Origin of the sequence: Phaeobacter sp. QD34_24, assembly GCF_028890115.1 — a bacterium.
GTDB lineage: Bacteria > Pseudomonadota > Alphaproteobacteria > Rhodobacterales > Rhodobacteraceae > Phycobacter.
In genome coordinates this window covers 1-21,244 of the sequence record NZ_JARCJD010000004.1, presented here as the reverse complement: position 1 = coordinate 21,244, position 21,244 = coordinate 1, and the positions used below count along the sequence as shown (strand labels likewise).

Below are 21,244 nucleotides of genomic sequence, written 5' to 3'. Positions count from 1 at the left end.
CTGCGCCCGCAACGCAAAGAGCTGGTGCTGAGGGGTGCCCTACGCCCTGCCGCCGCGCGCCACCCAGTAGATCGCCGGGATCACCAGAAGCGTCAGCGCGGTCGATGTCGCCAACCCGAACAGCAGCGAAATCCCCAGCCCCTGGAAGATCGGATCGACCAGGATGAAGGCCGCGCCGGACATGGCGGTGATCGCGGTCAGGAAGATCGGCAGGAAACGCACGCCCCCCGCCGCCAACAGCGCATCATGCAAGGACCGCCCGTTGTCCTGTTCGCGGCGGATGAAATCCACCAGCAGGATCGAGTTGCGCACGATGATACCCGCAAGGCTGATGAAGCCGATCATCGAGGTGGCAGTGAAGGGCGCGTTCATCGCCCAGTGTCCCAGGGTGATCCCGATCAGGGTCAGCGGAATCGGCGTCATGATCACCAGCGGCAGCTTGAAGCTGCGGAACTGGCCGACGATCAGGAAATAGATCCCCACCAAGGCCGCGCCAAAGGCCGCACCCATGTCGCGGAAGGTGACATAGGTGACCTCCCATTCGCCATCCCACAGCAGGATCGGTTTGCTTTCATCCATGGGCTGGCCGTAGAGGGTGACCTGGGGTGTCATGCCCTCGGGCCAGTCGCGGGCGTCGATCTCCTCCTGCACCGCGATCATGCCGTAGATCGGCGCCTCGAAACGGCCTGCCAGATCGGCGGTGACCATCTCTAGGTTCAGACCGTTCTTTCGGAAGACAGGCCAGGAGCCCTGCTCGACCGAGACCCGCACCACCTCGCCCAGTTCCACGTTGCCCTGACCGATGCCTGCCGGACCACGGGCGGCCAAGGGCGTTGCCAGCAGGGATTCGGTCACCTGGCGGCGTTCCTCACTCAGCTTCATGCTGATCGGGATCGGCCGCACCCCGCCACCGCGCTGGGAATAGCCAACGGTGGTGCCGTGGAACAGCAGCGACAGCGTGTCATAGACCGCGCTTTGCTCCACCCCGTGGAAATCGAGGCTGGCCTGGTCGATCTCGATCCGGAGCCGTTCCGGCGGGCGGCCAAAACTGTCATCCACATCGACGATGAAATCCACGTCCCGGAAGATCTCCTTCAACCCCGTCGCCACCTCGCGCCGGGTGTCGGGATCGGGGCCATAGACCTCGGCCAGAAGGGTCGCCAGCACCGGCGGGCCGGGCGGCACTTCCACCACCTTGACCGAGCTGCCTGCGGGCAGGTCAACCGCCGCAAGGCGTTCCCGCAGTTCCAGGGCGATGGCATGGCTTTGGCGGTCGCGCTCTTCGGAATCGGCCAGGTTGATCTGCAGATCGCCCAGCTCTGGATTCTGGCGCACGAAGTAGTGCCGCACCAGCCCGTTGAAGTTGAAGGGTGCAGCGGTGCCCGCATAGGCCTGGATGCTTTCGATCTCGGGAATCTCCCCGGCGGCGCTGGCCAGCGCGAACAGGGCGCGCTCGGTATCCTCCAGCGTGGCGCCTTCCTGCAGATCGACGATCACCTGCACCTCGGACTTGTCGTCAAAGGGCAGAAGCTTCACCACCACCGACTGGGTGCCAAACAGCGACACCGACGCGCCGGTGCCCACGAAGACGAGGATCAGGAAGATGGCTGCCCCCGTGCGGCTGGCCAGCAGGGGCCGGGCGATGGCGCGATAGATCCGCGCCATGCGGGTGTCTTCGCCATGGCCGTCCTCGCCGCCGCCATGCGCAGCAGCAGTACCCGGTGTCTTGCGCTGAAGCCGCAGCATGATCCAGGGCGCAAAGACCACCGCCACAAAGAAGCTGAGGATCATCGCCGCCGAAGCATTGGTGGGAATGGGGCTCATGTAGGGGCCCATCATGCCCGAGACAAACAGCATCGGCAGCAGGGCGAATACGATGGTGAGCGTTGCGATGATCGTCGGGTTGCCGACCTCCGCAACACCACGCAGGGCAACCTTGGTCTTGTCGCCGGTGGGATCGAGCCGCCAGTGGCGGGCGATGTTTTCCACCACCACGATGGCGTCATCCACCAGGATCCCGATCGAGAAGATCAGCGCAAACAGCGACACCCGGTTGATGGTGAACCCCATCAGGTAGGAGGCGGCAAAGGTCATCAGGATGGTGGCGGGAATGATGATCAGCGTCACCACCCCTTCGCGCCAGCCGATGAAGACCACGATCATCAGGAAGATCGACACGCTGGCGCCCGCAAGATGCGAGAACAGCTCGTCCGATTTCTTCTGCGCGGTCTCGCCGTAGTTGCGGGTGACCTCGACCTCCAGCGCATCGGGCAGGAAGTCGCGCTTGGCGATCTCCAGCCGCTGCAGCAGCTCCTCTGCCACGTTGACCGCATTGGCCCCTTCGCGCTTGGCAAAGGCAAGCGAGACCGCCGGGCGCGGCGTCGCCTCACCGGGGTGCAGGGTCCAAGCGCGGTTGTCGGCATCGGCGGGGGCAATGCTGACGCGGGCCACATCCTTCACATAGACCGGCCGCCCGTCCCGCGTGGTGACAAGAAGCAAACCCAGGTCGGGCTGACCCACCAGGCTTTGCCCGCTGAGCAGATCCAGCGAGGCGCCGGTCTGGCGCACCCGGCCCAGCAGCTCGGACCGGTTGGCGTTGCGCACCTTTTCGGCCAGTTGCTCCAGCGTGACGCCATAAAGGGCCAGCGCGGCGGTGTCGGGTTCCACCCGGATCTCCGTGCGGCTGTCTCCCACCATATAGGTGCGGCCCACGTCCTCGGCCTTGGAGAGTTCCGACATCAGCTGCGAGGCGACCTCGCCCAGGTTGGCCCTGTCCCACCGCTCTGCCACATCGCGCGGTAGATCCGCGCGCGGGGCGAGTGACAGGACCAGGATGGCGACGTCGTTGACCCCGCGCCCGATGATCAGGGGCTCCGGGATGCCGATGGGCAGCTGGTCGAAATTGGCGCGGATTTCGGAATGAACGCGCAGGATGGCGTCATCCTCGGGCACGCCCACCTCAAAGCGGGCGGTAGCCATCACCCGATCATCAAAGCTTTGACTGTAGACATGTTCGACGCCCGGCAGCCGCGTCAGCAGCGCCTCGATCGGTTTTGCAACCAGTTCCACCGCGTCATCGGCGGCCAGTCCGTTGGCCTGGATGAAGACGTCCACCATCGGCACCGAGATCTGCGGCTCTTCCTCGCGCGGCAGCATGAGCAGCGCCACGAAACCGAGGATCATGGAGGCGATCAGCAACAGCGGCGTCAGGGGAGAGTTGATGAAGGCACTGGAAATCGACCCGGCAATGCCAAGGGATTCCGGTTTTTCGTCGGGCTGAGAGGTCTCGGTGCTCATTGTTGCGCCGCCTCATATGCACTCAGCCGATCGCCGGGTTTCAGCCCTGCCAGCACCTCGATGCCGCCATCGACGGGCACACCGGGCTGGACCACCACCTCGACCTCGCTGTCGAGCCGCGCGAAGGTCACCCCGTTGCGCTGCTGCAGGTAACCGTCCGGCACCACGATGGCCGGGCGCTGGCCGGTGGCGATCAGCAGCCGCACCCGTTCCCCCACAAAGAAATCACCCAGGCCCTCGGCCTCCACATCCACCACGACCTGACCGGCGACCAGCTCGGGGTAGATCTTGGCGATACGGCCATCGCTGTGCACCTCGGTATTTGTCAGCGCCCCGCGCGCCAGGATGCGCACGGTGTCACCGGCGCCCAGGTAGCGGGCGTGGCGTTCGGGCAGCTCGGTGCGCAGCACGAAATTCTCGGTCGCGATGGTGGCAACGGTTTCACCCGGATTGACGAACATCCCATCGACCACCGGCACGCTGAGGATCCGCCCCGCTTCGGGCGCGCGCACGATGCCTTCGGCCTGCCGGGCCAAAAGCAGATCCCGCTGCGCCTGCTGTGCGGCCAGGTTTTCCTCCGCCACATTCAGCGCTGTCTGGGCCTGATCCACCGCGGTTTTCGGAGAGGCGCCGCGTTCGCGCAGTTCCAGAACACGGGTCAGATCGATTTCAGCCAGGGCGATCTGCGCCTCCAGCGCACGGATACCGGCTTCGACCCCGGCAATTTCGAGCGCCAGCTTTTCATCCTCGACCCGGGCCAGCACCTGCCCCGAGGCCACGCTATCGCCCTCATCCGCGCTCAGCTCCACAAGGCTGCCGGACAGGCGCGCCCGCGCCAGCGCGCGTTTCACGCTCTGCACCTTGCCAAAGACCGGTCGCCAATCCGAAACCTCGCGCAACTCCACGTCAAAGGATTGCGCCGAGACGGCCTGCCCGATCAGCAGGCACAACACCGGCAGCATGGCCGACAGCGAATAGACAGGGAGCAAAAGGCGCATATTCAATCCTCTTCGGGGCCTGGGGACGCGCAGCATCCAAGATGCGCTCCATTAGTTTTGACCGACACATTCGGCGAAATCAATGTATTGGGCTTTGACTTGGCTCAAGCGAGCTTCTCAAAGGTTTTTGCAAAAACAAAGCCCATGACATGTATAATTCACGGTAGTTTTCGCCCTCGAGGTGGTCGGTTTCCCATGGGTGCAGCGCCGACTACCGCACCGTTATTTGCCATTGTCGTGAGCTGTCCGCGCAATGGCATTGGCAATCCCGCGCAATCTGGGAGATAACCCCGACGACAAGGTGAGACGGACAAGGAAAGAGGACGTCAGATGGATCGCGCCCAGATCGTGCATCAGAATTTTCTGGACCGGGTCACGGCAGGAGAACTGCCGACCGGGGCCCCACCACGAAAGGGGCTGCCTGCCGATACCGCCGTCGCCGTCTATCGCGCCCAGGTGCTGAGCCGGGCGCTGGATCTGACCAGCCGCGCCATGCAGAAGGCGGGTGAGGGGTTTTATACAATCGGATCCTCGGGGCATGAGGGCATGGCCGCCGTCGCCCGTGCCCTGCGGGCCGATGACATGGCCTTCCTGCATTACCGCGATGCGGCCTTTCAAATTGCCCGCGCCGATCAGGTGCCAGGGCAGCGCATTGCCTGGGACATGCTGCTGTCCTTTGCCTGTTCCTCCGAGGATCCCACTTCGGGCGGGCGGCACAAGGTGCTGGGATCGAAGGCGCTGATGATCCCGCCGCAAACCTCCACCATCGCCAGCCATCTGCCCAAGGCGGTGGGGGCAGCCTATTCGGTGGGCGCCGCCAAACGCCATCGCCCCGAACATCAGGTCCTGGCCGATGACAGCATCGTCATGTGTTCCTTCGGCGATGCCTCGGCCAACCACTCCACGGCGCAGGGCGCGATCAACACCGCAGGCTGGACCTCGGTGCAGTCGATCCCACTTCCGCTCCTGTTCGTCTGCGAGGATAACGGCATCGGAATTTCCACCAAGACGCCCACCGGCTGGATCGAATCCTCGATGGCGGGGCGGCCCGGCATCAAGTATTTCAAGACCGACGGGCTGGATATCTTTGAGGCCTACGCCACCGCGCTGGAAGCCGCCGAATATGTGCGGACCCGCCGCAAGCCCGCCTTCCTGCACCTTCGTACCGTGCGCCTTTACGGCCATGCCGGCGCTGATGTGCCCACCACCTACCTGTCGAAATCCGAAGTTGAATCGGATGAGGCGAACGATCCCCTGCTCCATTCGGTGCGCCTTCTGGCCGAGGCAGGCGCGCTTCAGCCGCAGGAAGCACTGAAGATCTACAATGACACCTGCGCCCGCGTCGAACGCATAAGGGCCGAGGTGGTCACCCGCCCGCATCTGAAAACCGGCGCCGATGTGGCCGCCAGCCTGATCCCGCCCGCGCGGGTCTGCGCGCCCACCAATGGCGTGCCGCCAGAAAAACGTGCCGAGACCTTTGGCAGCGACATGCGCGCCATGGAAGAACCTCAGCCGATGTCCCGACTGATCAACTGGGCGCTGACCGACCTGATGCTGGAGCATGGCGAAATCGTCATGATGGGCGAGGACGTGGGCCGCAAGGGCGGTGTCTATGGCGTGACGCAGAAGCTGCACCAGCGGTTCGGCCCCGACCGGATGATCGACACGCTCCTGGACGAACAATCCATCCTGGGCCTCGCCATCGGCATGGGGCACAACGGCTTCCTGCCGATGCCGGAAATCCAGTTCCTCGCCTATCTGCACAACGCCGAAGACCAGATCCGCGGCGAGGCGGCGACGCTGCCGTTCTTCTCGAACGGGCAGTTCTCCAACCCGATGGTGCTGCGCATTGCAGGGCTTGGCTATCAGAAAGGCTTTGGCGGCCATTTCCACAACGACAACTCGCTGGCGGTGCTGCGCGACATTCCGGGGATCGTGATCGCCTGCCCGTCGGATGGGGCCGAGGCCGCGATGATGATGCGCGAAGCAGTGCGATTGGCGCGCGAGGAGCAGCGGGTGGTGGTCTTTGTCGAACCCATCGCGCTTTATCCGATGCGCGACCTGCATGAGGCCAAGGACGGCGGCTGGATGCGGAGCTACCCGGCCCCGGATCAGCGGATCGGGATCGGCGAGGTCGGAGTCCACGGGGACGGCACCGATCTGGCCATCGTGACCTATGGCAACGGGCGCTATCTTTCGACGCAGGCCAAGGCCGAACTGGAGGCAAAAGGCATCAAGACGCGCATCGTCGATTTGCGCTGGCTGGCTCCGCTGCCGGCAGAGGCGCTGATTGAGGCCACCAAGGGCTGCAAACATGTGCTGATCGTCGATGAATGCCGCACCACCGGCAGCCAGTCCGAAGGGTTGATGGCGCTGTTCACCGAAGCAGGCGTCACCTCCCTCGCACGCCACGCTGCAGGCGATTGCTTTATCGCCACCGGGCCTGCCTATGCCGCGACGCTGCCCTCGAAGGAGAGCATTCTGGCCGCCGCCCTTGACCTGACCGGAGGCGCCAAATGACCCGAACCGCCGTTCTGATCTGCCCCGGCCGGGGCACCTATAACAAACCGGAACTCGGCTACCTGCACCGCCACCACGGCAACAAGGCGGCGTTGTTTGCGGGCTTTGACGCCCTGCGCGCCGCCGCCGGTCAGGAGGAGGTCACCACACTGGACGGGGCGGAGCGTTTCTCGGTCGCGACGTATTCGCGCGGAGATATCGCTTCGCCGCTGATCTATGCTGCATCCCTCGCCGATGCGCAGTCCTTGGCGAGCGATATCGAGGTGGTCGCGGTCACCGGCAACTCCATGGGCTGGTATATCGCGCTTGCCGCTGCGGGTGCGCTGAGCGCGGACGATGGCTTCACCGTGGTGAACACCATGGGCACGCTGATGCAGGAGCAATTGATCGGCGGCCAGCTGGTTTACCCTTTCACGGGCGGTGACTGGCAGGATGATCCCGCCCGCAAGGCTGCACTGCTGGCGCAGGTGGCAGAGATCAATGCCCGCGCGGGTCACGATCTGGCGCTGTCGATCAATCTGGGCGGCATGCTGGTCTTGGCGGGAAATGAGGCTGGGCTTGCCGCCTTTGAAGCCGCCGTGCCAGTGGTGGATGAGCGTTTCCCCATGCGCCTTGCCAATCACGCGGCCTTTCACACCGCCCTTCAAGCCCCCGTCGCCGCCGAGGGACGCAAACGGCTGGACGCGCAGATGTTCACCCAGCCCGAAGTTCCCCTGATCGATGGGCGCGGACAGGTCTGGTGGCCCGGCGCCACCGATACGCAGGCACTTTGGGATTACACGCTCGGCCATCAGGTGGTGGAGGCCTACGATTTCACCCGCGCAATCCAAAACGCGGCATTGGAATTCGCACCGGACCTGTTCATCGTCACCGGCCCCGGCACCACCCTGGGCGGCGCCGTCGCGCAATCGCTGGTGCACACAGGCTGGCAGGGGATGACAGGCAAGGAGGCCTTCAAGGCGCGTCAGGCAGAGGCGCCCTTGCTGATCTCCATGGGAGACGACGCGCAGCGGGCATTGGTCACCGGCTAGAACCTAGGCTCAGGACCCATGATCGGCGGCGCATTGGCTGTGATCGCCGAGCGCCGTCAGCACCTTGCATTGTCCTCCATTGCCACCATCGCAGAGATGGGCAATGCGCTCCAGCTCCGTCGCAAGCTGCTCGAGCCTCGCAATGCGCGCACGGACCTGGTCCAGCTGGGCGCATGCGATGCGGTTGGCCTCGGCGCAATCGGTGCCAAGTTCGCCATCGAGGTCCATCAGCACCTTGATGTCCTCCAGCGCAAAGCCAAGGTCGCGGGCGTGCTTGATGAAGCCCAGCGCCTCCAGCCCCTCCTGCCCATAGCGGCGCTGGTTGCCCGCGTTGCGCCCGGCAGGCGGTAACAGGCCGATCTCCTCGTAATAACGGATGGTGGGCACCTTGACCCCGGTGGCCTTGGACAGCGCGCCAATGGAAAACATCGCGGACCCCTCTTGAACCTCTAGTGACTAGAGCCATTAGGTTGACCTCGAATCGGAACAAAGGACAAGGGTCATGGCAGGATGTTGCGGGCATGAGGCGCGGTTTGATGGGATGTCGGCGGCCTATAAACGGCGCCTGTGGGTGGTGATCGCGATCAACGCGGGCATGTTTGCGGTCGAGATGGGCGCGGGCCAGGTGGCAGGCAGTCAGGCGCTGAAGGCAGACGCGCTGGATTTCCTCGGTGATGCGCTGACCTACGGGATCTCGCTGGCGGTCATCGGCGCCAGCCTGCGCACTCGCGCGCTGGCGGCGCTGGCCAAGGGAATCAGCCTGTTGTTGATGGGGATCTGGGTGTTCGGCTCGACCCTCTACCACGTCTTTGTGCTGGGCGTTCCGCAGGCCGAGGTGATGGGCGTCATCGGGTTCATGGCGCTGGCGGCGAATGTGACCTCGGTGCTGCTTCTGGCCGCCTACAAGGATGGGGATGCCAATGTGCGCTCGGTCTGGCTGTGTTCGCGCAATGATGCCATCGGCAATGTGGCGGTGATGATCGCGGCGCTGGGGGTCTGGGGCACCGCCACCGGCTGGCCGGATCTGATCGTCGCGGGGATCATGGCAGGGCTGTTTCTGAATTCAGCCTGGCAGATCCTGGTGCAGGCCATTCAGGAACGCCGCGAGGATCTGGCGCATCAGCATTAGGGGAGTGCACGAACCGGCGGGGTGGGCGTGAAGCGCCCGCCCCGTGGGGGGCGGTTCGGGCGCTGCCCGGGCCTTTGTCCCAGGCGGTCAGAAGGATAGGCCTCTCAGGCAAACAGCCTGGCGTATTCCTCGCGCAGGGCTTTTTTCTGCACCTTTCCCATGGTGTTACGCGGCAGGGCGTCGAGCAGGATCACCTCTTTGGGCTGCTTGAACTTCGCCAGCTGACCCGACAGTGCGGCCTTCACAGCCTCGGCACTGGTGCCTTCGCCCGTGGGAACCACCACGGCCACCACCGCCTCGCCGAAATCGGGATGCGGCACGCCGATCACAGCACTTTCCAGCACGCCGGGCAGATCATCGATCAGGCCTTCCACCTCTTTCGGGTAGACGTTGAAGCCGCCGGTGATCACCAGATCCTTTTCCCGGCCCACGATGGTGACATAACCGTCTTCGTCCATCCGGGCCATGTCGCCGGTGATGAACCAGCCATCGGGCAGCAGTTCCTCGGCGGTCTTCTCCGGCATCTGCCAGTAGCCTTGGAACACATTCGCCCCGCGCACATGCAAGACGCCGATCTCCCCCTGTGCCACCTCTTTGCCATCGGCCATGATCCGCGCCTCGACCCCCGGCAGGGGAAAACCCACGGTGCCCGCGCGGCGTTCACCCTCATAGGGGTTGGAGGTGCTCATGTTGGTTTCGGTCATGCCGTAGCGTTCGAGGATGCGGTGGCCGGTGCGGTCCTCCCAAGCCTCATGCGTATCCACCAGAAGCGGCGCCGAGCCTGAGATGAACAGGCGCATGTTCTCGGCCCGCTCCCGCGTCAGGCGCGGATCCGCCAGAAGACGGGTGTAGAAGGTCGGCACCCCCATCAGTGCGGTGGCGCGTGGCATGGCCTCCAATATCTCGTCAGCGTTGAAGCCCTTCAGGAACACCAGCCGCGCCCCGGCCAAAAGGGCCACATTAGTCGCCACGAACAGCCCGTGGGTGTGGAAGATCGGCAGCGCATGGATCAATACGTCCTGGTCGGTGAACTGCCAGTAATCGCGCAGCATCACTGAATTGGAGGCAAGGTTTGCGTGGCTCAGCATCGCCCCCTTGGAGCGCCCCGTGGTGCCCGAGGTATATAGGATCGCCGCCAGATCGTCCGGCCCGCGTGGCACAGGATCAAAGCCGCCACGCCCCACGACGGCATCGGTCAGGCTGCCAAGGCCCTTGCCATCCAGCGTCACCGCGCGGGCATCGCCTGCCACCTCGGCCAGGTCATCGGCGCGGGCGGGATCGCAGACCAGAACGCGGGGGTTGGCATCGCGCAGGAAATAGGCCACCTCGGGGGTGGTATAGGCGGTGTTCAAGGGCAGGAAGACGCCCCCCGCCATCACCGTGCCAAGATAAAGCTGGATCGCCTCGATGGTCTTTTCCACCTGCACCGCCACCCGGTCACCGGGTTTGACCCCCATCCCGACCAAGGCCGCCGCGTTGCGCTCGGCCCCTGCGAACAGCTCGCCAAAGGTCATGCTGGCCCGCGCCGGGAAGGTGGCAAAATTGCGCGTCTCATGGCTGATAGAGGCCGCGCGCAGACGGGAAATCAGGTGGTTGGCGTCATACATCGGCAGCATCCTTCATCAAATGCCGCTATCTGCGCCAAGGCGGGACGTGAAATCAAGCCATTGATCTTTGCCGCCCACAGGCGCAGATTTCCGCCCATGACAAAACCCTTAACATCGCATCGACCTATCCTGGCGATTCTGCTCAAGGTGGCGGCGATCGGCTTGTTCACCATTCTGTCAGCATTGATCAAAGCCGCAACCGAGCAGGTTCCGGCGGGTGAGGCGGTGTTCTTCCGCTCCTTCTTTGCGATCCCCGTCATTGTCGTCTGGCTGGCCCTGCGCGGGGATCTGCGGGAAGGGCTGAAGACGAAGAACCCGATGGTGCATGTCTGGCGGGGCTTGGTCGGAACCTCGGCCATGGGGATGACCTTCCTCGGTCTCGGTCTGTTGCCGCTGCCAGAGGTCACCGCCATCGGCTATGCCACGCCGATCTTCACGCTGATCCTGGCGGCGATGTTCTTGGGGGAGACCATCCGCCTGGTGCGCATCACCGCTGTCGCCATCGGCCTGGTCGGGGTGATGATCATGATCTGGCCGCGCCTTGGGTCCGGTGCGGATCTGTCGGACGGGGCGACGCTGGGCGCGCTCTTGGTGCTGGGGGCGACCATCGCGCGGGGGTTCGTGCAGATCCACGTGCGCCGCATGGTGATGACCGAGCCGACCGCCGCCATCGTCTTCTACTTCTCGCTGACCGCTTCGGCCCTGGCGCTGCTGACGCTGCCCTTTGGCTGGGTGATGCCCAGCGCCGAGGTTCTGGCGATGCTGATCGGCGCCGGCCTGGTGGGTGGCATTGCGCAGATCCTTGTGACCTCCTCCTACCGGTTTGCGCCTGCCTCGATGTTGGCGCCCTATGACTATGTCTCGATGATTTTCGCGATCCTGCTAGGATATTTCTGGTTCGACGAGCTGCCAACCTTTGTCATGCTGGCAGGGGCCACGCTGGTGATCGCGGGCAACGCGCTGGTGATCTGGCGCGAAAGCCGCCTGGGGCTGGAACGCGGCAAGGCACGCTCCCTCACCGACCCCAAGGGCGGGTAAGGCAATTGGCCCCGGCAGTTACGCCGAGGCCAATGCTGATTTCGATCTCGGGTCAAAGGGTCAGATGCGGGTGCCCTTGGGATCCAGGGTGATCTTCCACAGCTCCTGATCGGCACGGTCCATCAGGCGCACGGTCATCTGCTGGGTGGCACCGTCGATGTCCACCAGGCCGAAGAACTGCAACCCTTCGGAGGGCGGCAGGTTGGCTTCGCCCTCTTTCGGGGCCTTCACGAACTTGACCTCGGGGCCAAAGGTGCCATCCAGCGCATTCGGGCCAAAGGTGCCGGCATGGAGCGGGCCCGAGACGAATTCCCAGAACGGTTCGAAATCCTGGAAGGCGGCCTTGTCCGGGTTGTAGTAATGCGCGGCGGTGTAGTGCACATCGGCGGTGAACCAGACGGTATTGTCGATCTTCGCGGCCTTGATGAAGCGCAAGAGGTCGGCGATTTCGAATTCGCGGCCCTTGGCGCTACCGTTGTCACCGTTCGAGATCGCCTCGACCCGCTCGCCATCGCGGACCACAAGGCCGATCGGCATATCGCAGGCGATGACCTTCCAGGTGGCGGTGGATTTCACCAGCTCACGCTTGAGCCATGCGATCTGCTCGGCACCCAAAAGCGTGGTGGCCTCATCGGCGGGGTTGTTCTGCAGGCCCAAGCTATTGCCCGCACGGTAGCTGCGCAGATCCAGGAAGAAGACGTCCAGCATCGGACCATAGCCGATCTTGCGGTAGACCCGGCCCGGCTCGGCAGGGGTGTAGCTGATCGGGGTCATCTCGTGGAAGGCCTGCGCCGACCGGGACGCCAGCACATGCACGTTCTTCTCGGTGTAGCGATCATCGCCGCTCAGGTCCTTGGCATCCGACCAGTTGTTCACCACCTCGTGGTCATCCCACTGGAAGAAGGTCGGGCAGAGCGCGTTCATCGCGCGCACGTGCTCGTCCATCATGTTGTATTTCCACTGGCCGCGGAACTCGTCCAGCGTCTCGGCCACTTTGCGCTTTTCCTCGATCAGGGTGGCGTTCTTCCAGATCAGCTTGCCGTCCTTTTCGACCTCATCCTTCATCGGGCCGTCGGCATAGATGGTGTCGCCCGAGTGGATGAAGAAATCGGGGCGGTGCTGGGCCATGGTGGCATAGGTGCGCATGCCTTCGTCATCGATGCCCCAGCCCTGACCGGCGGTGTCGCCCGACCAGGCAAACCGCACATCGCGGCGCGCGGTGGGGGCGGTGCGGAACTGGCCGACGATGGGTTCTGACGTGGCCTGCAGGTCGTTCAGATCCGCCGCCACGAAGCGGTAGAAGATATCCTGATCGGACGGCAGACCGTCCACCATGCGCTTTACCGCGAAATCGCTTCCGGGCAGCGCGTTCATCGGCGTCAGCTGGCGCGCATTGGCAAAGCTCTCGGTGGTGGAGACTTCCATCATCACCCGCGCGGGGCGGTCGGTGCGGGTCCAGATCATGCCGGACATGGTGTTGACGTCACCCGACTGAACACCGTGGGTAAAGATCGGGCGCGCGCCGGCGCGGGAAATCGAAGGCGCCGCCAGCGCGGCGGCAAAAGCGGTACCGCCCGCCAGGAAGGCCCGGCGGCTGGGACGCATAAAGCGATGAGAAGACATGACAAACCCTGTCTGTTGCAATTGGATAGGTGGCGCCAGACAGACCCCGGGAATGTAAAAGTACCACGGGATCAAAATGAAACTTTGGAAAATGTTTTGTGAAGACCGGCGGCTTGCGCTCAGGCCTGGTCGATCCGCGCGCGCAGGGCATTGACCCGATCGCGCAGCTCGATCAGCTCTTCCAGGTCCCCGCCCATTGCCTCGATCACGCAGGTAGAGATATGGCGCGCCTCGCCCTTGAGCCCCGCCCCCTTGTCGGTAAGTGACACGATCAGGCTGCGCTCATCCTGCGGGTTGCGCCGACGGCTGAGGTAGCCCGCGCTCTCCATCCGTTTCAGCAAAGGCGTCAGCGTGTTGGTCTCAAGATCCAGCCGCTTGCCCAGATCGCTGACCTTTTGCGCGTCCTGCTCCCACAGGGCCACCAGCACCAGGTATTGCGGGTAGGTCAGCCCCAAGGGCTCCAACAACGGGCGATACAGCCGCGTCAGCGCGTGGTTCGCCGAGTAGAGCGAAAAACACAGCAGATCGTCGATTGTCAGCGCAGAGGTCATGAGGTGGGTTTATGTCGCGCACGCTTTAATCGCAAGCGCTTGATTTTCGGGATCGGCCTGCTATTTCTATCGCGCACGATATAAAAACGCGCGAGTCAACAAGGAGACGAGATGTCCATCAACGCAATCTACACCGCAGGCGCCACCGCAACCGGCGGGCGCGACGGCAAGGCCAGCATCCACGGCAGCGAGGTCACCCTGGACCTGGATCCGCCAAAGGAAATGGGCGGCGGCGGCAAGGGCAGCAACCCCGAGCAACTGTTCGCCGCGGGCTATGCCGCCTGCTATATCGGCGCGATGAAATTCGCCACCACCCAGGATGCGACCCTGGCCAAGGTTCCCGACGATGTCTCGGTCGATGCAGAGGTCGGGATCGGCCCCAGCGAGAGCGGCGGCTTTGGCCTTGAGGTGAAGCTGAAAGTCTCCATGCCCGGCGTCGACAAGGCTGAGGTGCAGCGCATCGCCGATGCGGGCCACGCCATCTGCCCCTACTCCAATGCCACCCGTGGCAATATCGAAGTCACCACCGAGGTGGTCTGATCGCCTTCCACAAGGCACTCCCGGCACCGCAGGTGCTGAAACTGAAAAAGCGCGGGCCATTCGGTCCGCGCTTTTGCATCTTGATAACAGCCCAGTGCGATCAGCTGCGCACCAGCGCCTCGTAGGCTTCGGCGATCTCGCGGGTCATCTGACCCACTTCAAACGTGTAGGGGCCGATCTCGCCCACCGGGGTCACCTCGGCGGCGGTGCCGGTCAGCCAGCACTGCTCGAAGCCTTCCATTTCCTCGGGCAGGATGTGGCGCTCATGCACGGTGATGCCGCGCTCCTTCAGCATGCCGATCACGGTCTGCCGGGTGATCCCGTTGAGGAAGCAATCGGGTTTCGGCGTATGCACCTCGCCATCCTTCACGAAGAAGATATTGGCACCGGTCGCTTCGGCCACATAGCCGCGGTAATCCATGAACAGCGCATCCGAGCAGCCCTTGGCCTCTGCCTTGTGCTTGGAGATGGTGCAGATCATGTAAAGACCCGCCGCCTTGGCGTGCACCGGGATGGTCTCCGGGCTGGGCCGTTTCCATTCCGCGATATCCAGCTTGGCGCCCTGCATCTTGGCGTCGCCATAATAGGCGCCCCAGCCCCAGACGGCCACCGCCATCCGCACCGGATTCTTGGCCGAAGCCACGCCCATGTCCTCGCCCGCGCCGCGCCAGACCAGCGCGCGCACATAGGCGTCGGTCAGCCCCGAGGCCTTCAGGGTCTCTTCCTTGGCCGCCTCGATTTCGTCCACGGTATAGGGCATCGGCATGTCCAGCGCCTTGGCCGAGGCCATCAGACGTTCGGAATGTTCGCGGCTCTTGAAGATCTTGCCGTTATAGGCGCGCTCGCCCTCGAACACGGAGGAGGCATAATGCATCGCATGGGTCAGGATATGCACCTTGGCATCCCGCCATTCGACCATTTCGCCGTCCATCCAGATCAATCCGTCACGGTCATCATATCCGGCCATGCCGCACCTCCCCTAAATCCATCGATATTTTCATAAGTTGCGCCTGAAATGACCGAACCGGACATATTGTTGCGCCAAAGCTGCGATTCGATACATCTTCACCCTTGGAATGTCAATAACGCTGACTTAAACTGCCTGTGAGAGCAGGCCGGATCACCATCCGGAAGAGTATCATTTAGGGGGGACTGCCATGCCGGAAGGGCGATCAGGGCAGGGATTTGGCGGCGAAAGCCTGTTATTTCTGACCGATGAGCAGCTGCGCCAGGGGATCGAGGCAATGTTCTTTGCCTATCGGGGCTTTACCGCCGATCCCGACCGGATCCTGGCCGAGATGGCCTACGGGCGGGCGCACCACCGGGCGATCCACTTCATCAACCGGGCGCCGGGCACCACGGTGAACAACCTGCTGACCATCCTCGGCGTGACCAAACAGTCCCTGAACCGCGTGTTACGCACCCTGATCGAGGACGGGCTGGTCGAAAGCCGCATCGGCACCGCCGACAAACGCGAACGTCACCTGTTCCTGGCCGACAAGGGCACCGCCCTGGAAACAGCCCTGTCGGACGCCCAGCGCGCCCGCATGCGCGCCGCCTACAAGGAGGCCGGCCCCGAGGCGGTGCAGGGGTTCAAGAAGGTGCTGGAAGCAATGATGGATCCGGACATGCGCCGCGCCTATGCCAAACTGCGGGAAACCGGATCATGAGCAGCCCCGAAGCCCATCTGATGATCGTCGATGACGATGAACGCATCCGCAGCCTGCTGAAGAAGTTCCTGATGCGGGCCGGTTTCCTGGTCACCGCAGCCCGCGACGGCGCCCATGCCCGGCGGCTGTTGGCGGGACTCGATTTCGACCTGATCATCATGGACGTGATGATGCCGGGAGAGGATGGCGTCAGCCTGACGCGCTCTTTGCGCGAAACCATGGCAACGCCGATCCTGCTCTTGACGGCCAAGGGCGAAACCCCGGACCGGATTGCCGGGCTTGAGGCAGGCGCCGACGACTATCTGTCGAAACCGTTCGAACCCAAGGAACTCTTGCTGCGCGTTAACGCGATCCTGCGGCGCATTCCCGATACGGTAGCCGAGGACAGCGCGCCCAAGGTGCTGCATCTTGGCGATATCCGCTATGATATCGAACGGGGCGAGATGTGGCAGGGCGATGAGCTGATCCGCCTCACCGGCACCGAGGTCCAGCTGATGAAGATCTTCTCCGCCTGCCCCGGCGAGCCGGTCAGCCGTGCCAAGCTGGTCGAGGACCTGGGCCGTGACCGCGGCCAGGCGCAGGAACGCGCGGTGGATGTGCAGATCACCCGTCTGCGCCGCAAGATCGAAGCCGATCCCAAACAGCCGCAATACCTGCAAACCGTGCGCGGCGCGGGCTATATGCTGGCGCCGGATTGACCACAGCATCGCTTCGGGGATTTTCTGAAGGCAGATTGCGCAAAATCGTTTAACCTCTCAGGCAGTGACGCTGCCCAGCCCTGTCTTGAGGCAGGCCTGGCAAGGCTGCACCACGTACCAAGTAGAGTACCAAGTAGACGGGCGCCGGATGACACACCGGCTGACACTCAGCGTGCCCATGGTCAACGGGAGGGACAACCAAATGAAACGTATCACATATGCCGTACTTGCCGCGATGCTGCCGCTGGCGGCAACGGCACAGGGCCTGGAACAATGGGGCACCGCAGGCGGTTGGGACGTGATGATCGACCCAAGCCTTGGCGATGGCTGCCTGATCCAGGCCGCCTATCAGGATGGTTCGGTGGTGCGCATCGGTTTCGACCGCAATGCGGGCGCGGGCTATGTCACCGCCTTTAACGAGGCCTGGGGATCCATCGAGGAAGGCGCCGCCTATCCGATCCTCTTCGATCTGGACGGGCAGGAATACAACGGCGAGGCCACCGGCATCTACCTCAATGGCGTGCCCGGCGCGGATATCTATTTCACCAACCCGGGTTTCCTGTTCGACATCGCCGAGAAATACACGATGACGCTCTATAATGAGTACGGAGAGGTCATGGCCATCGATCTCGGCGGCACCTATGTCGGGCTGGAGGCCGCCATCGCGTGCCAGGAAGAGCTGGGCTAGGTCAGCGTCCTTCGCCGGCATAGGCCAATCCCGGTTTGATCTGCCATCCATCGCCCCTTTGCGCGGCCTTATCACCTCGACTTTGCGTCTTGGATATGTTCTGAACGGCCTGCCCGCCCAAGCTGAACCGGCTTGCGGGACATGTGGACAGAGCAAGATCGACAAAGGCAGCCAGATGAGTGAGACCCAGACCCCCGTCGAAGAGATGAGCTTTGAACAGGCCATGGCCGAGCTGGAGCGCGCGGTGGACCAGCTGGAGCGCGGCGACGTGGCGCTGGATGACTCGATCGCGCTGTATGAGCGCGGTGCGGCCCTGAAGAAACGCTGCGAGGACGAGCTGAAGCGCGCCGAGGAAAAGGTCGCCGCCATCACCCTGGATGCCAGTGGCACTCCGACAGGCACCCAGCCGCTGGATGCGGGCTGACGGGATGACCGCCACGACCAAGACCGGCGCGCAGGCCTTCAAACCTGCGCTTCTGGACGCGCAGACCCGTATCACCGCTCATATGCACAAAAGGCTGACCGGCGACGACCAGCTGCATGACGCCATGCGCTATGCCATGCTGGGCGGCAAGATGCTGCGCGGCTTCCTGGTGCTGGAAAGCGCCCGCCTGCACGGGGTGGATGAAACGGCGGCGCTGGATGCGGCACTGGCCATCGAATGCATCCATGCCTATTCGCTGGTGCATGACGACCTGCCCTGCATGGACGATGACGATCTGCGCCGGGGCCAGCCCACCCTGCACCGAAAATGGGACGAGGCCACCGCGACGCTCGCCGGGGATGCCCTGCAGAGCTTTGCCTTCGAGCTCCTCTCTTCCGATCACATGGGTGTGCATGCCCTGCCACTGATCCGGGCGCTGGCCGCCTCGGCCGGCAAGGATGGCATGGTCTCCGGGCAGATGCTGGATATCGCCGCCGAAACCGCCGCCGCCCCGCTCACCCTGGATGAGATCACCCGGCTTCAGGCCCGCAAGACCGGCTGCCTGATCGAATGGTCCGCCACCGCCGGCGCCGTTCTGGCAGGTGCCGATGCAGGTGCTTTACGTGCCTATGCCAGCGCCTTGGGCCTTGCCTTTCAGATCGCTGACGACATCTTGGATATTGAGGGTGACGTCGCCAAGGTCGGCAAGGCCCTGCGCAAGGATGAAACCGCTGGCAAGGCCACGTTCGTGTCCCTGTTGGGACTGGAGGCGGCAAAAGCCCGCGCAAAAGAGTTGTGCGAGACCGCATGCGCCGCGCTTTCCCCCTATGGAGAGGGGGCCGCAACCTTGAAGGACGCCGCGCGCTTCGTTATCTCGCGCGACAGCTAACCAAAGCGCAGCCCCCGCCGCGCCACTCCTGAGGAGGAGCCATGTCAGAGAGGCCCCACACCCCGCTACTCGACCAGATCGCCCGCCCGGCAGATCTGAAGGGCCTCAGCGACCGCCAGCTGGTGCAGGTTGCAGACGAGCTACGCCAGGAGACGATCTCTGCCGTTTCCGAAACCGGTGGCCACCTGGGCGCGGGCCTGGGTGTGGTGGAACTGACCGTGGCGCTGCATGCGGTCTTCGAGACGCCGCGCGACAAGCTGATCTGGGATGTCTCGCACCAATGCTATCCGCACAAGATCCTGACCGGGCGTCGCGACCGTATCCGCACCCTGCGCAAGAAGGGCGGCCTGTCCGGTTTCACCAAGCGATCCGAATCCCCCTATGATCCCTTTGGCGCCGCCCATAGCTCTACCTCGATCAGTGCGGCCCTTGGGTTCTCCGTGGCGCGCGATCTGGGCGGCAACATCCCCGAGGGTCTGGGCGATGCCATCGCGGTGATCGGCGACGGCGCCATGTCCGGCGGCATGGCCTTCGAGGCGATGAACAACGCGGGCCACCTGGGCAAGCGCCTGATCGTGATCCTCAACGACAACGAAATGTCGATCGCCCAGCCGGTGGGGGCGCTGTCCTCCTACCTCAGCCGCCTTTATGCCGAGGAACCCTTCCAGGAGCTGAAAGCCGTCGCCAAGGGCGCCGCATCGCTGCTGCCGGAACCCTTCCGCGAGGGCGCCAAACGCGCCAAGGACATGCTCAAGGGCATGGCCGTGGGCGGCACCCTGTTCGAATCCCTTGGCTTTTCCTATCTCGGCCCCATCGACGGGCATGACATGGACCAGCTTCTGCCGGTGCTGCGTACCGTGAAGGCGCGCGCCTCGGGTCCGATCCTGATCCATGTGCTGACGAAAAAGGGCAAGGGCTATGCCCCCGCCGAGCGCGCCGATGACAAGGGCCACGCAACGGCGACCTTTGACGTGGTGACCGGCAAGCAGAACAAGCCGCCCTCCAACGCGCCCTCCTATACCTCGGTCTTTGGCAACGAGCTGGTGAAGCTGGCCGCCAAGGACGACAAGATCTGTGCGGTGACCGCCGCCATGCCCGATGGCACCGGCCTTGGCCTGATGGCAGAGCGCTACCCCTCCCGCACCTTTGACGTGGGGATTGCCGAACAGCATGGCGTCACCTTTGCCGCCGCCCTGGCCGCCGGCGGGATGAAGCCCTTCTGCGCCATGTATTCCACCTTCCTGCAGCGCGGCTATGACCAGGTGGTGCATGACGTGGCGATCCAGCGCCTGCCGGTGCGTTTCGCCATCGACCGCGCCGGTCTGGTGGGCGCCGACGGCGCCACCCATGCGGGCAGCTACGATATCGCCTATATGGCCAACCTGCCCGGCATGGTGGTGATGGCCGCCGCCGACGAGGCCGAGCTGAAGCATATGGTCGCCACCGCCGCCGCCCATGACGACGGCCCCATCGCCTTCCGCTATCCGCGTGGTGAGGGCGAAGGCGTCGAAATGCCCGAAGAGGCGCAAATTCTGGAGATCGGCAAGGGCCGAATGATCCAGAAAGGTGCCCGCGTCGCGATCCTGTCCTTCGGCACCCGCCTGGGAGAGGTGAAAAAAGCCGCCGAGGCGCTCGCGGCCAAGGGGATCACGCCGACGATTGCCGATGCGCGCTTTGCCAAACCGCTGGACCGCGACATGATCTTGCAGCTGGCGAGTGATCACGAGGCGCTGATCACCATCGAGGAAGGCGCTGTAGGCGGCTTCGGCAGCCATGTGGCGCAGCTTTTGGCGGATGAGGGCGTGTTCGATAGCGGCTTCAAGTACCGGTCCATGGTGCTGCCCGATACCTTCATCGATCAGGCCAGCCCCAAGGACATGTACGACGTGGCCGCCATGAACGCCCCCCAGATCGAAGCCAAGGTGCTGGAGGTGCTGGGCATCGCCACGATTGGGGAAAAGCGGGCCTAACTCGAGATGACCCAGCCCTGAGCATCACGCAAACTCGTTACTCAAGCGGCGCCTTCGGAGTGCTTGGTATTTTATCCTTAAACATCATGAGCAAGTCGTTTAACTCTTCCGCTTGGGCCTTTTCTCTTTCTTCGATGATACTAATGACTTGAGCCTCGAAGTCCCTTTGGCTTTTGTCAACAACAAGAAAAAAGGCTGTAGCGAACACACCAGTCAACAAAGTTACTACCCCCAAGACAGTGGTAAAATACTCAAACCGGCCTGGAGTTTTACTGAGTTGCCCCTGAAGTGAAGCAATTAATATCCGTAGCTCGACAACTTCCTTGTCGTTACTATCTCTCTCAGAACTGGGAGGCTCCAACTTCGTCACCTATAAGAAGCATCAAATGAATAATGCCACTATCAAAGCAACTTGGAGCAGAAATGCAACCACGGCGAAGAAGACTAGTTCCGAATAGCGCGGGCGCGCATTAGGGTCAGGACTCATAGCCAGTAAATGACGAGCGCTGCGAGTGCGATGGCTGACAGGAAGACCTTTGGGCACCTGTCGTAGCGGGTTGCGACACGTCGC

Annotated in this window: 19 protein-coding genes and 1 pseudogene; 11 read left to right on the top strand and 9 right to left on the bottom strand. The window is 63.5% G+C overall.

Features of this window, described 5'->3' with window-relative positions:
- Positions 1 to 39 precede the first annotated feature (39 nt).
- Together PXK07_RS04035 and PXK07_RS04030 are read right to left on the bottom strand one after the other, a co-directional pair.
- Positions 40 to 3,297 carry an efflux RND transporter permease subunit gene (locus PXK07_RS04035; RefSeq protein ID WP_274846910.1) on the bottom strand — a complete coding sequence of 1,086 codons (3,258 nt, stop codon included), beginning with the start codon at positions 3,295 to 3,297 and terminating at the stop codon, positions 40 to 42.
- On the bottom strand, positions 3,294 to 4,295 hold the full coding sequence (locus PXK07_RS04030) for an efflux RND transporter periplasmic adaptor subunit (RefSeq protein WP_274846909.1): 1,002 nt from the start codon (positions 4,293 to 4,295) through the stop codon (positions 3,294 to 3,296). The genes PXK07_RS04035 and PXK07_RS04030 overlap by 4 nt, the downstream gene beginning before the upstream one ends.
- A gap of 330 nt (positions 4,296 to 4,625) precedes the next feature.
- Here PXK07_RS04030 and PXK07_RS04025 point away from each other — a divergent pair, with 330 nt between their 5' ends.
- Entirely contained in the window at positions 4,626 to 6,815 is a 2,190-nt protein-coding gene (locus PXK07_RS04025) for a dehydrogenase E1 component subunit alpha/beta (protein WP_274846908.1), read from the top strand.
- Complete coding sequence (locus PXK07_RS04020; RefSeq protein ID WP_274846907.1) at positions 6,812 to 7,846, top strand: ACP S-malonyltransferase; 1,035 nt, start codon at positions 6,812 to 6,814, stop codon at positions 7,844 to 7,846. The genes PXK07_RS04025 and PXK07_RS04020 overlap by 4 nt, the downstream gene beginning before the upstream one ends.
- Before the next feature lie 9 nt (positions 7,847 to 7,855).
- Here PXK07_RS04020 and PXK07_RS04015 read toward each other — a convergent pair whose 3' ends face one another.
- On the bottom strand, positions 7,856 to 8,275 hold the full coding sequence (locus PXK07_RS04015) for a MerR family transcriptional regulator (RefSeq protein WP_274846906.1): 420 nt from the start codon (positions 8,273 to 8,275) through the stop codon (positions 7,856 to 7,858).
- A 73-nt stretch (positions 8,276 to 8,348) separates the two neighbouring features.
- Between PXK07_RS04015 and PXK07_RS04010 the strand changes: the two genes are divergently transcribed.
- Positions 8,349 to 8,975, top strand: a complete 627-nt coding sequence (locus PXK07_RS04010; protein WP_274846905.1) for a cation transporter — start codon at positions 8,349 to 8,351, stop codon at positions 8,973 to 8,975.
- Between the two features lie 104 nt (positions 8,976 to 9,079).
- Here the strand turns inward: PXK07_RS04010 and PXK07_RS04005 are convergent, their stop codons facing one another.
- Positions 9,080 to 10,582, bottom strand: coding sequence for a malonate--CoA ligase (locus PXK07_RS04005; RefSeq protein WP_274846904.1), 1,503 nt, complete (start codon positions 10,580 to 10,582; stop codon positions 9,080 to 9,082).
- 96 nt (positions 10,583 to 10,678) lie between these two features.
- On the opposite strand from PXK07_RS04005, the gene PXK07_RS04000 reads away from it, so the two are divergent.
- Entirely contained in the window at positions 10,679 to 11,620 is a 942-nt protein-coding gene (locus PXK07_RS04000; RefSeq protein WP_274846903.1) for a DMT family transporter, read from the top strand.
- A 60-nt stretch (positions 11,621 to 11,680) separates the two neighbouring features.
- On the opposite strand, the gene PXK07_RS03995 is transcribed toward PXK07_RS04000, so the two are convergent.
- Together PXK07_RS03995 and PXK07_RS03990 are read right to left on the bottom strand one after the other, a co-directional pair.
- Positions 11,681 to 13,243: an alkaline phosphatase D family protein gene (locus PXK07_RS03995; RefSeq protein ID WP_274846902.1), complete on the bottom strand. Its 1,563-nt coding sequence runs from the start codon at positions 13,241 to 13,243 to the stop codon at positions 11,681 to 11,683.
- A 119-nt stretch (positions 13,244 to 13,362) separates the two neighbouring features.
- Positions 13,363 to 13,794 (bottom strand): MarR family winged helix-turn-helix transcriptional regulator, encoded by a 432-nt coding sequence (locus PXK07_RS03990; RefSeq protein ID WP_274846901.1) that lies wholly within the window; start codon positions 13,792 to 13,794, stop codon positions 13,363 to 13,365.
- Between the two features lie 111 nt (positions 13,795 to 13,905).
- Here PXK07_RS03990 and PXK07_RS03985 point away from each other — a divergent pair, with 111 nt between their 5' ends.
- Positions 13,906 to 14,334, top strand: a complete 429-nt coding sequence (locus PXK07_RS03985; protein WP_274846900.1) for an organic hydroperoxide resistance protein — start codon at positions 13,906 to 13,908, stop codon at positions 14,332 to 14,334.
- Between the two features lie 100 nt (positions 14,335 to 14,434).
- On the opposite strand, the gene PXK07_RS03980 is transcribed toward PXK07_RS03985, so the two are convergent.
- Positions 14,435 to 15,301, bottom strand: a complete 867-nt coding sequence (locus PXK07_RS03980; protein ID WP_274846899.1) for a branched-chain amino acid aminotransferase — start codon at positions 15,299 to 15,301, stop codon at positions 14,435 to 14,437.
- 190 nt (positions 15,302 to 15,491) lie between these two features.
- On the opposite strand from PXK07_RS03980, the gene PXK07_RS03975 reads away from it, so the two are divergent.
- From PXK07_RS03975 to dxs, 6 genes are all read left to right on the top strand, one after another.
- A complete protein-coding gene (locus tag PXK07_RS03975; protein WP_274846898.1) occupies positions 15,492 to 16,004 on the top strand; it encodes a MarR family winged helix-turn-helix transcriptional regulator in 513 nt (170 codons plus the stop codon).
- Positions 16,001 to 16,702, top strand: coding sequence for a response regulator (locus tag PXK07_RS03970; protein ID WP_274846897.1), 702 nt, complete (start codon positions 16,001 to 16,003; stop codon positions 16,700 to 16,702). The genes PXK07_RS03975 and PXK07_RS03970 overlap by 4 nt, the downstream gene beginning before the upstream one ends.
- Positions 16,703 to 16,904: 202 nt before the next feature.
- Entirely contained in the window at positions 16,905 to 17,390 is a 486-nt protein-coding gene (locus PXK07_RS03965) for a hypothetical protein (RefSeq protein WP_274846896.1), read from the top strand.
- 175 nt (positions 17,391 to 17,565) lie between these two features.
- Positions 17,566 to 17,814, top strand: coding sequence for an exodeoxyribonuclease VII small subunit (locus tag PXK07_RS03960; RefSeq protein WP_274846895.1), 249 nt, complete (start codon positions 17,566 to 17,568; stop codon positions 17,812 to 17,814).
- A gap of 4 nt (positions 17,815 to 17,818) precedes the next feature.
- Positions 17,819 to 18,703 carry a polyprenyl synthetase family protein gene (locus PXK07_RS03955; protein WP_342455858.1) on the top strand — a complete coding sequence of 295 codons (885 nt, stop codon included), beginning with the start codon at positions 17,819 to 17,821 and terminating at the stop codon, positions 18,701 to 18,703.
- Positions 18,704 to 18,744: 41 nt separating this feature from the next.
- Complete coding sequence (dxs, locus tag PXK07_RS03950; RefSeq protein ID WP_274846894.1) at positions 18,745 to 20,673, top strand: 1-deoxy-D-xylulose-5-phosphate synthase; 1,929 nt, start codon at positions 18,745 to 18,747, stop codon at positions 20,671 to 20,673.
- Between the two features lie 37 nt (positions 20,674 to 20,710).
- Here the strand turns inward: dxs and PXK07_RS03945 are convergent, their stop codons facing one another.
- On the bottom strand, positions 20,711 to 21,034 hold the full coding sequence (locus PXK07_RS03945; protein WP_274846893.1) for a hypothetical protein: 324 nt from the start codon (positions 21,032 to 21,034) through the stop codon (positions 20,711 to 20,713).
- Positions 21,035 to 21,156: 122 nt separating this feature from the next.
- Positions 21,157 to 21,244 (bottom strand): annotated as a pseudogene (locus tag PXK07_RS03940) (IS5/IS1182 family transposase); the annotation flags it as partial.

Excerpts from the sequence above, each read along its gene's own strand:
- PXK07_RS04030 (WP_274846909.1), bottom strand. The coding sequence starts at position 4,295 with ATGCGCCTTTTGCTCCCTGTCTATTCGCTGTCGGCCATGCTGCCGGTG.
- PXK07_RS04025 (WP_274846908.1), top strand. The coding sequence starts at position 4,626 with ATGGATCGCGCCCAGATCGTGCATCAGAATTTTCTGGACCGGGTCACG.
- PXK07_RS03980 (WP_274846899.1), bottom strand. The coding sequence starts at position 15,301 with ATGGCCGGATATGATGACCGTGACGGATTGATCTGGATGGACGGCGAA.
- PXK07_RS04035 (WP_274846910.1), bottom strand. The coding sequence starts at position 3,297 with ATGAGCACCGAGACCTCTCAGCCCGACGAAAAACCGGAATCCCTTGGC.
- PXK07_RS03985 (WP_274846900.1), top strand. The coding sequence starts at position 13,906 with ATGTCCATCAACGCAATCTACACCGCAGGCGCCACCGCAACCGGCGGG.
- PXK07_RS04005 (WP_274846904.1), bottom strand. The coding sequence starts at position 10,582 with ATGTATGACGCCAACCACCTGATTTCCCGTCTGCGCGCGGCCTCTATC.
- PXK07_RS03975 (WP_274846898.1), top strand. The coding sequence starts at position 15,492 with ATGCCGGAAGGGCGATCAGGGCAGGGATTTGGCGGCGAAAGCCTGTTA.
- PXK07_RS04000 (WP_274846903.1), top strand. The coding sequence starts at position 10,679 with ATGACAAAACCCTTAACATCGCATCGACCTATCCTGGCGATTCTGCTC.
- dxs (WP_274846894.1), top strand. The coding sequence starts at position 18,745 with ATGTCAGAGAGGCCCCACACCCCGCTACTCGACCAGATCGCCCGCCCG.
- PXK07_RS03970 (WP_274846897.1), top strand. The coding sequence starts at position 16,001 with ATGAGCAGCCCCGAAGCCCATCTGATGATCGTCGATGACGATGAACGC.
- PXK07_RS04020 (WP_274846907.1), top strand. The coding sequence starts at position 6,812 with ATGACCCGAACCGCCGTTCTGATCTGCCCCGGCCGGGGCACCTATAAC.
- PXK07_RS03995 (WP_274846902.1), bottom strand. The coding sequence starts at position 13,243 with ATGTCTTCTCATCGCTTTATGCGTCCCAGCCGCCGGGCCTTCCTGGCG.
- PXK07_RS03965 (WP_274846896.1), top strand. The coding sequence starts at position 16,905 with ATGAAACGTATCACATATGCCGTACTTGCCGCGATGCTGCCGCTGGCG.
- PXK07_RS04015 (WP_274846906.1), bottom strand. The coding sequence starts at position 8,275 with ATGTTTTCCATTGGCGCGCTGTCCAAGGCCACCGGGGTCAAGGTGCCC.
- PXK07_RS03960 (WP_274846895.1), top strand. The coding sequence starts at position 17,566 with ATGAGTGAGACCCAGACCCCCGTCGAAGAGATGAGCTTTGAACAGGCC.
- PXK07_RS03990 (WP_274846901.1), bottom strand. The coding sequence starts at position 13,794 with ATGACCTCTGCGCTGACAATCGACGATCTGCTGTGTTTTTCGCTCTAC.
- PXK07_RS04010 (WP_274846905.1), top strand. The coding sequence starts at position 8,349 with ATGGCAGGATGTTGCGGGCATGAGGCGCGGTTTGATGGGATGTCGGCG.
- PXK07_RS03955 (WP_342455858.1), top strand. The coding sequence starts at position 17,819 with ATGACCGCCACGACCAAGACCGGCGCGCAGGCCTTCAAACCTGCGCTT.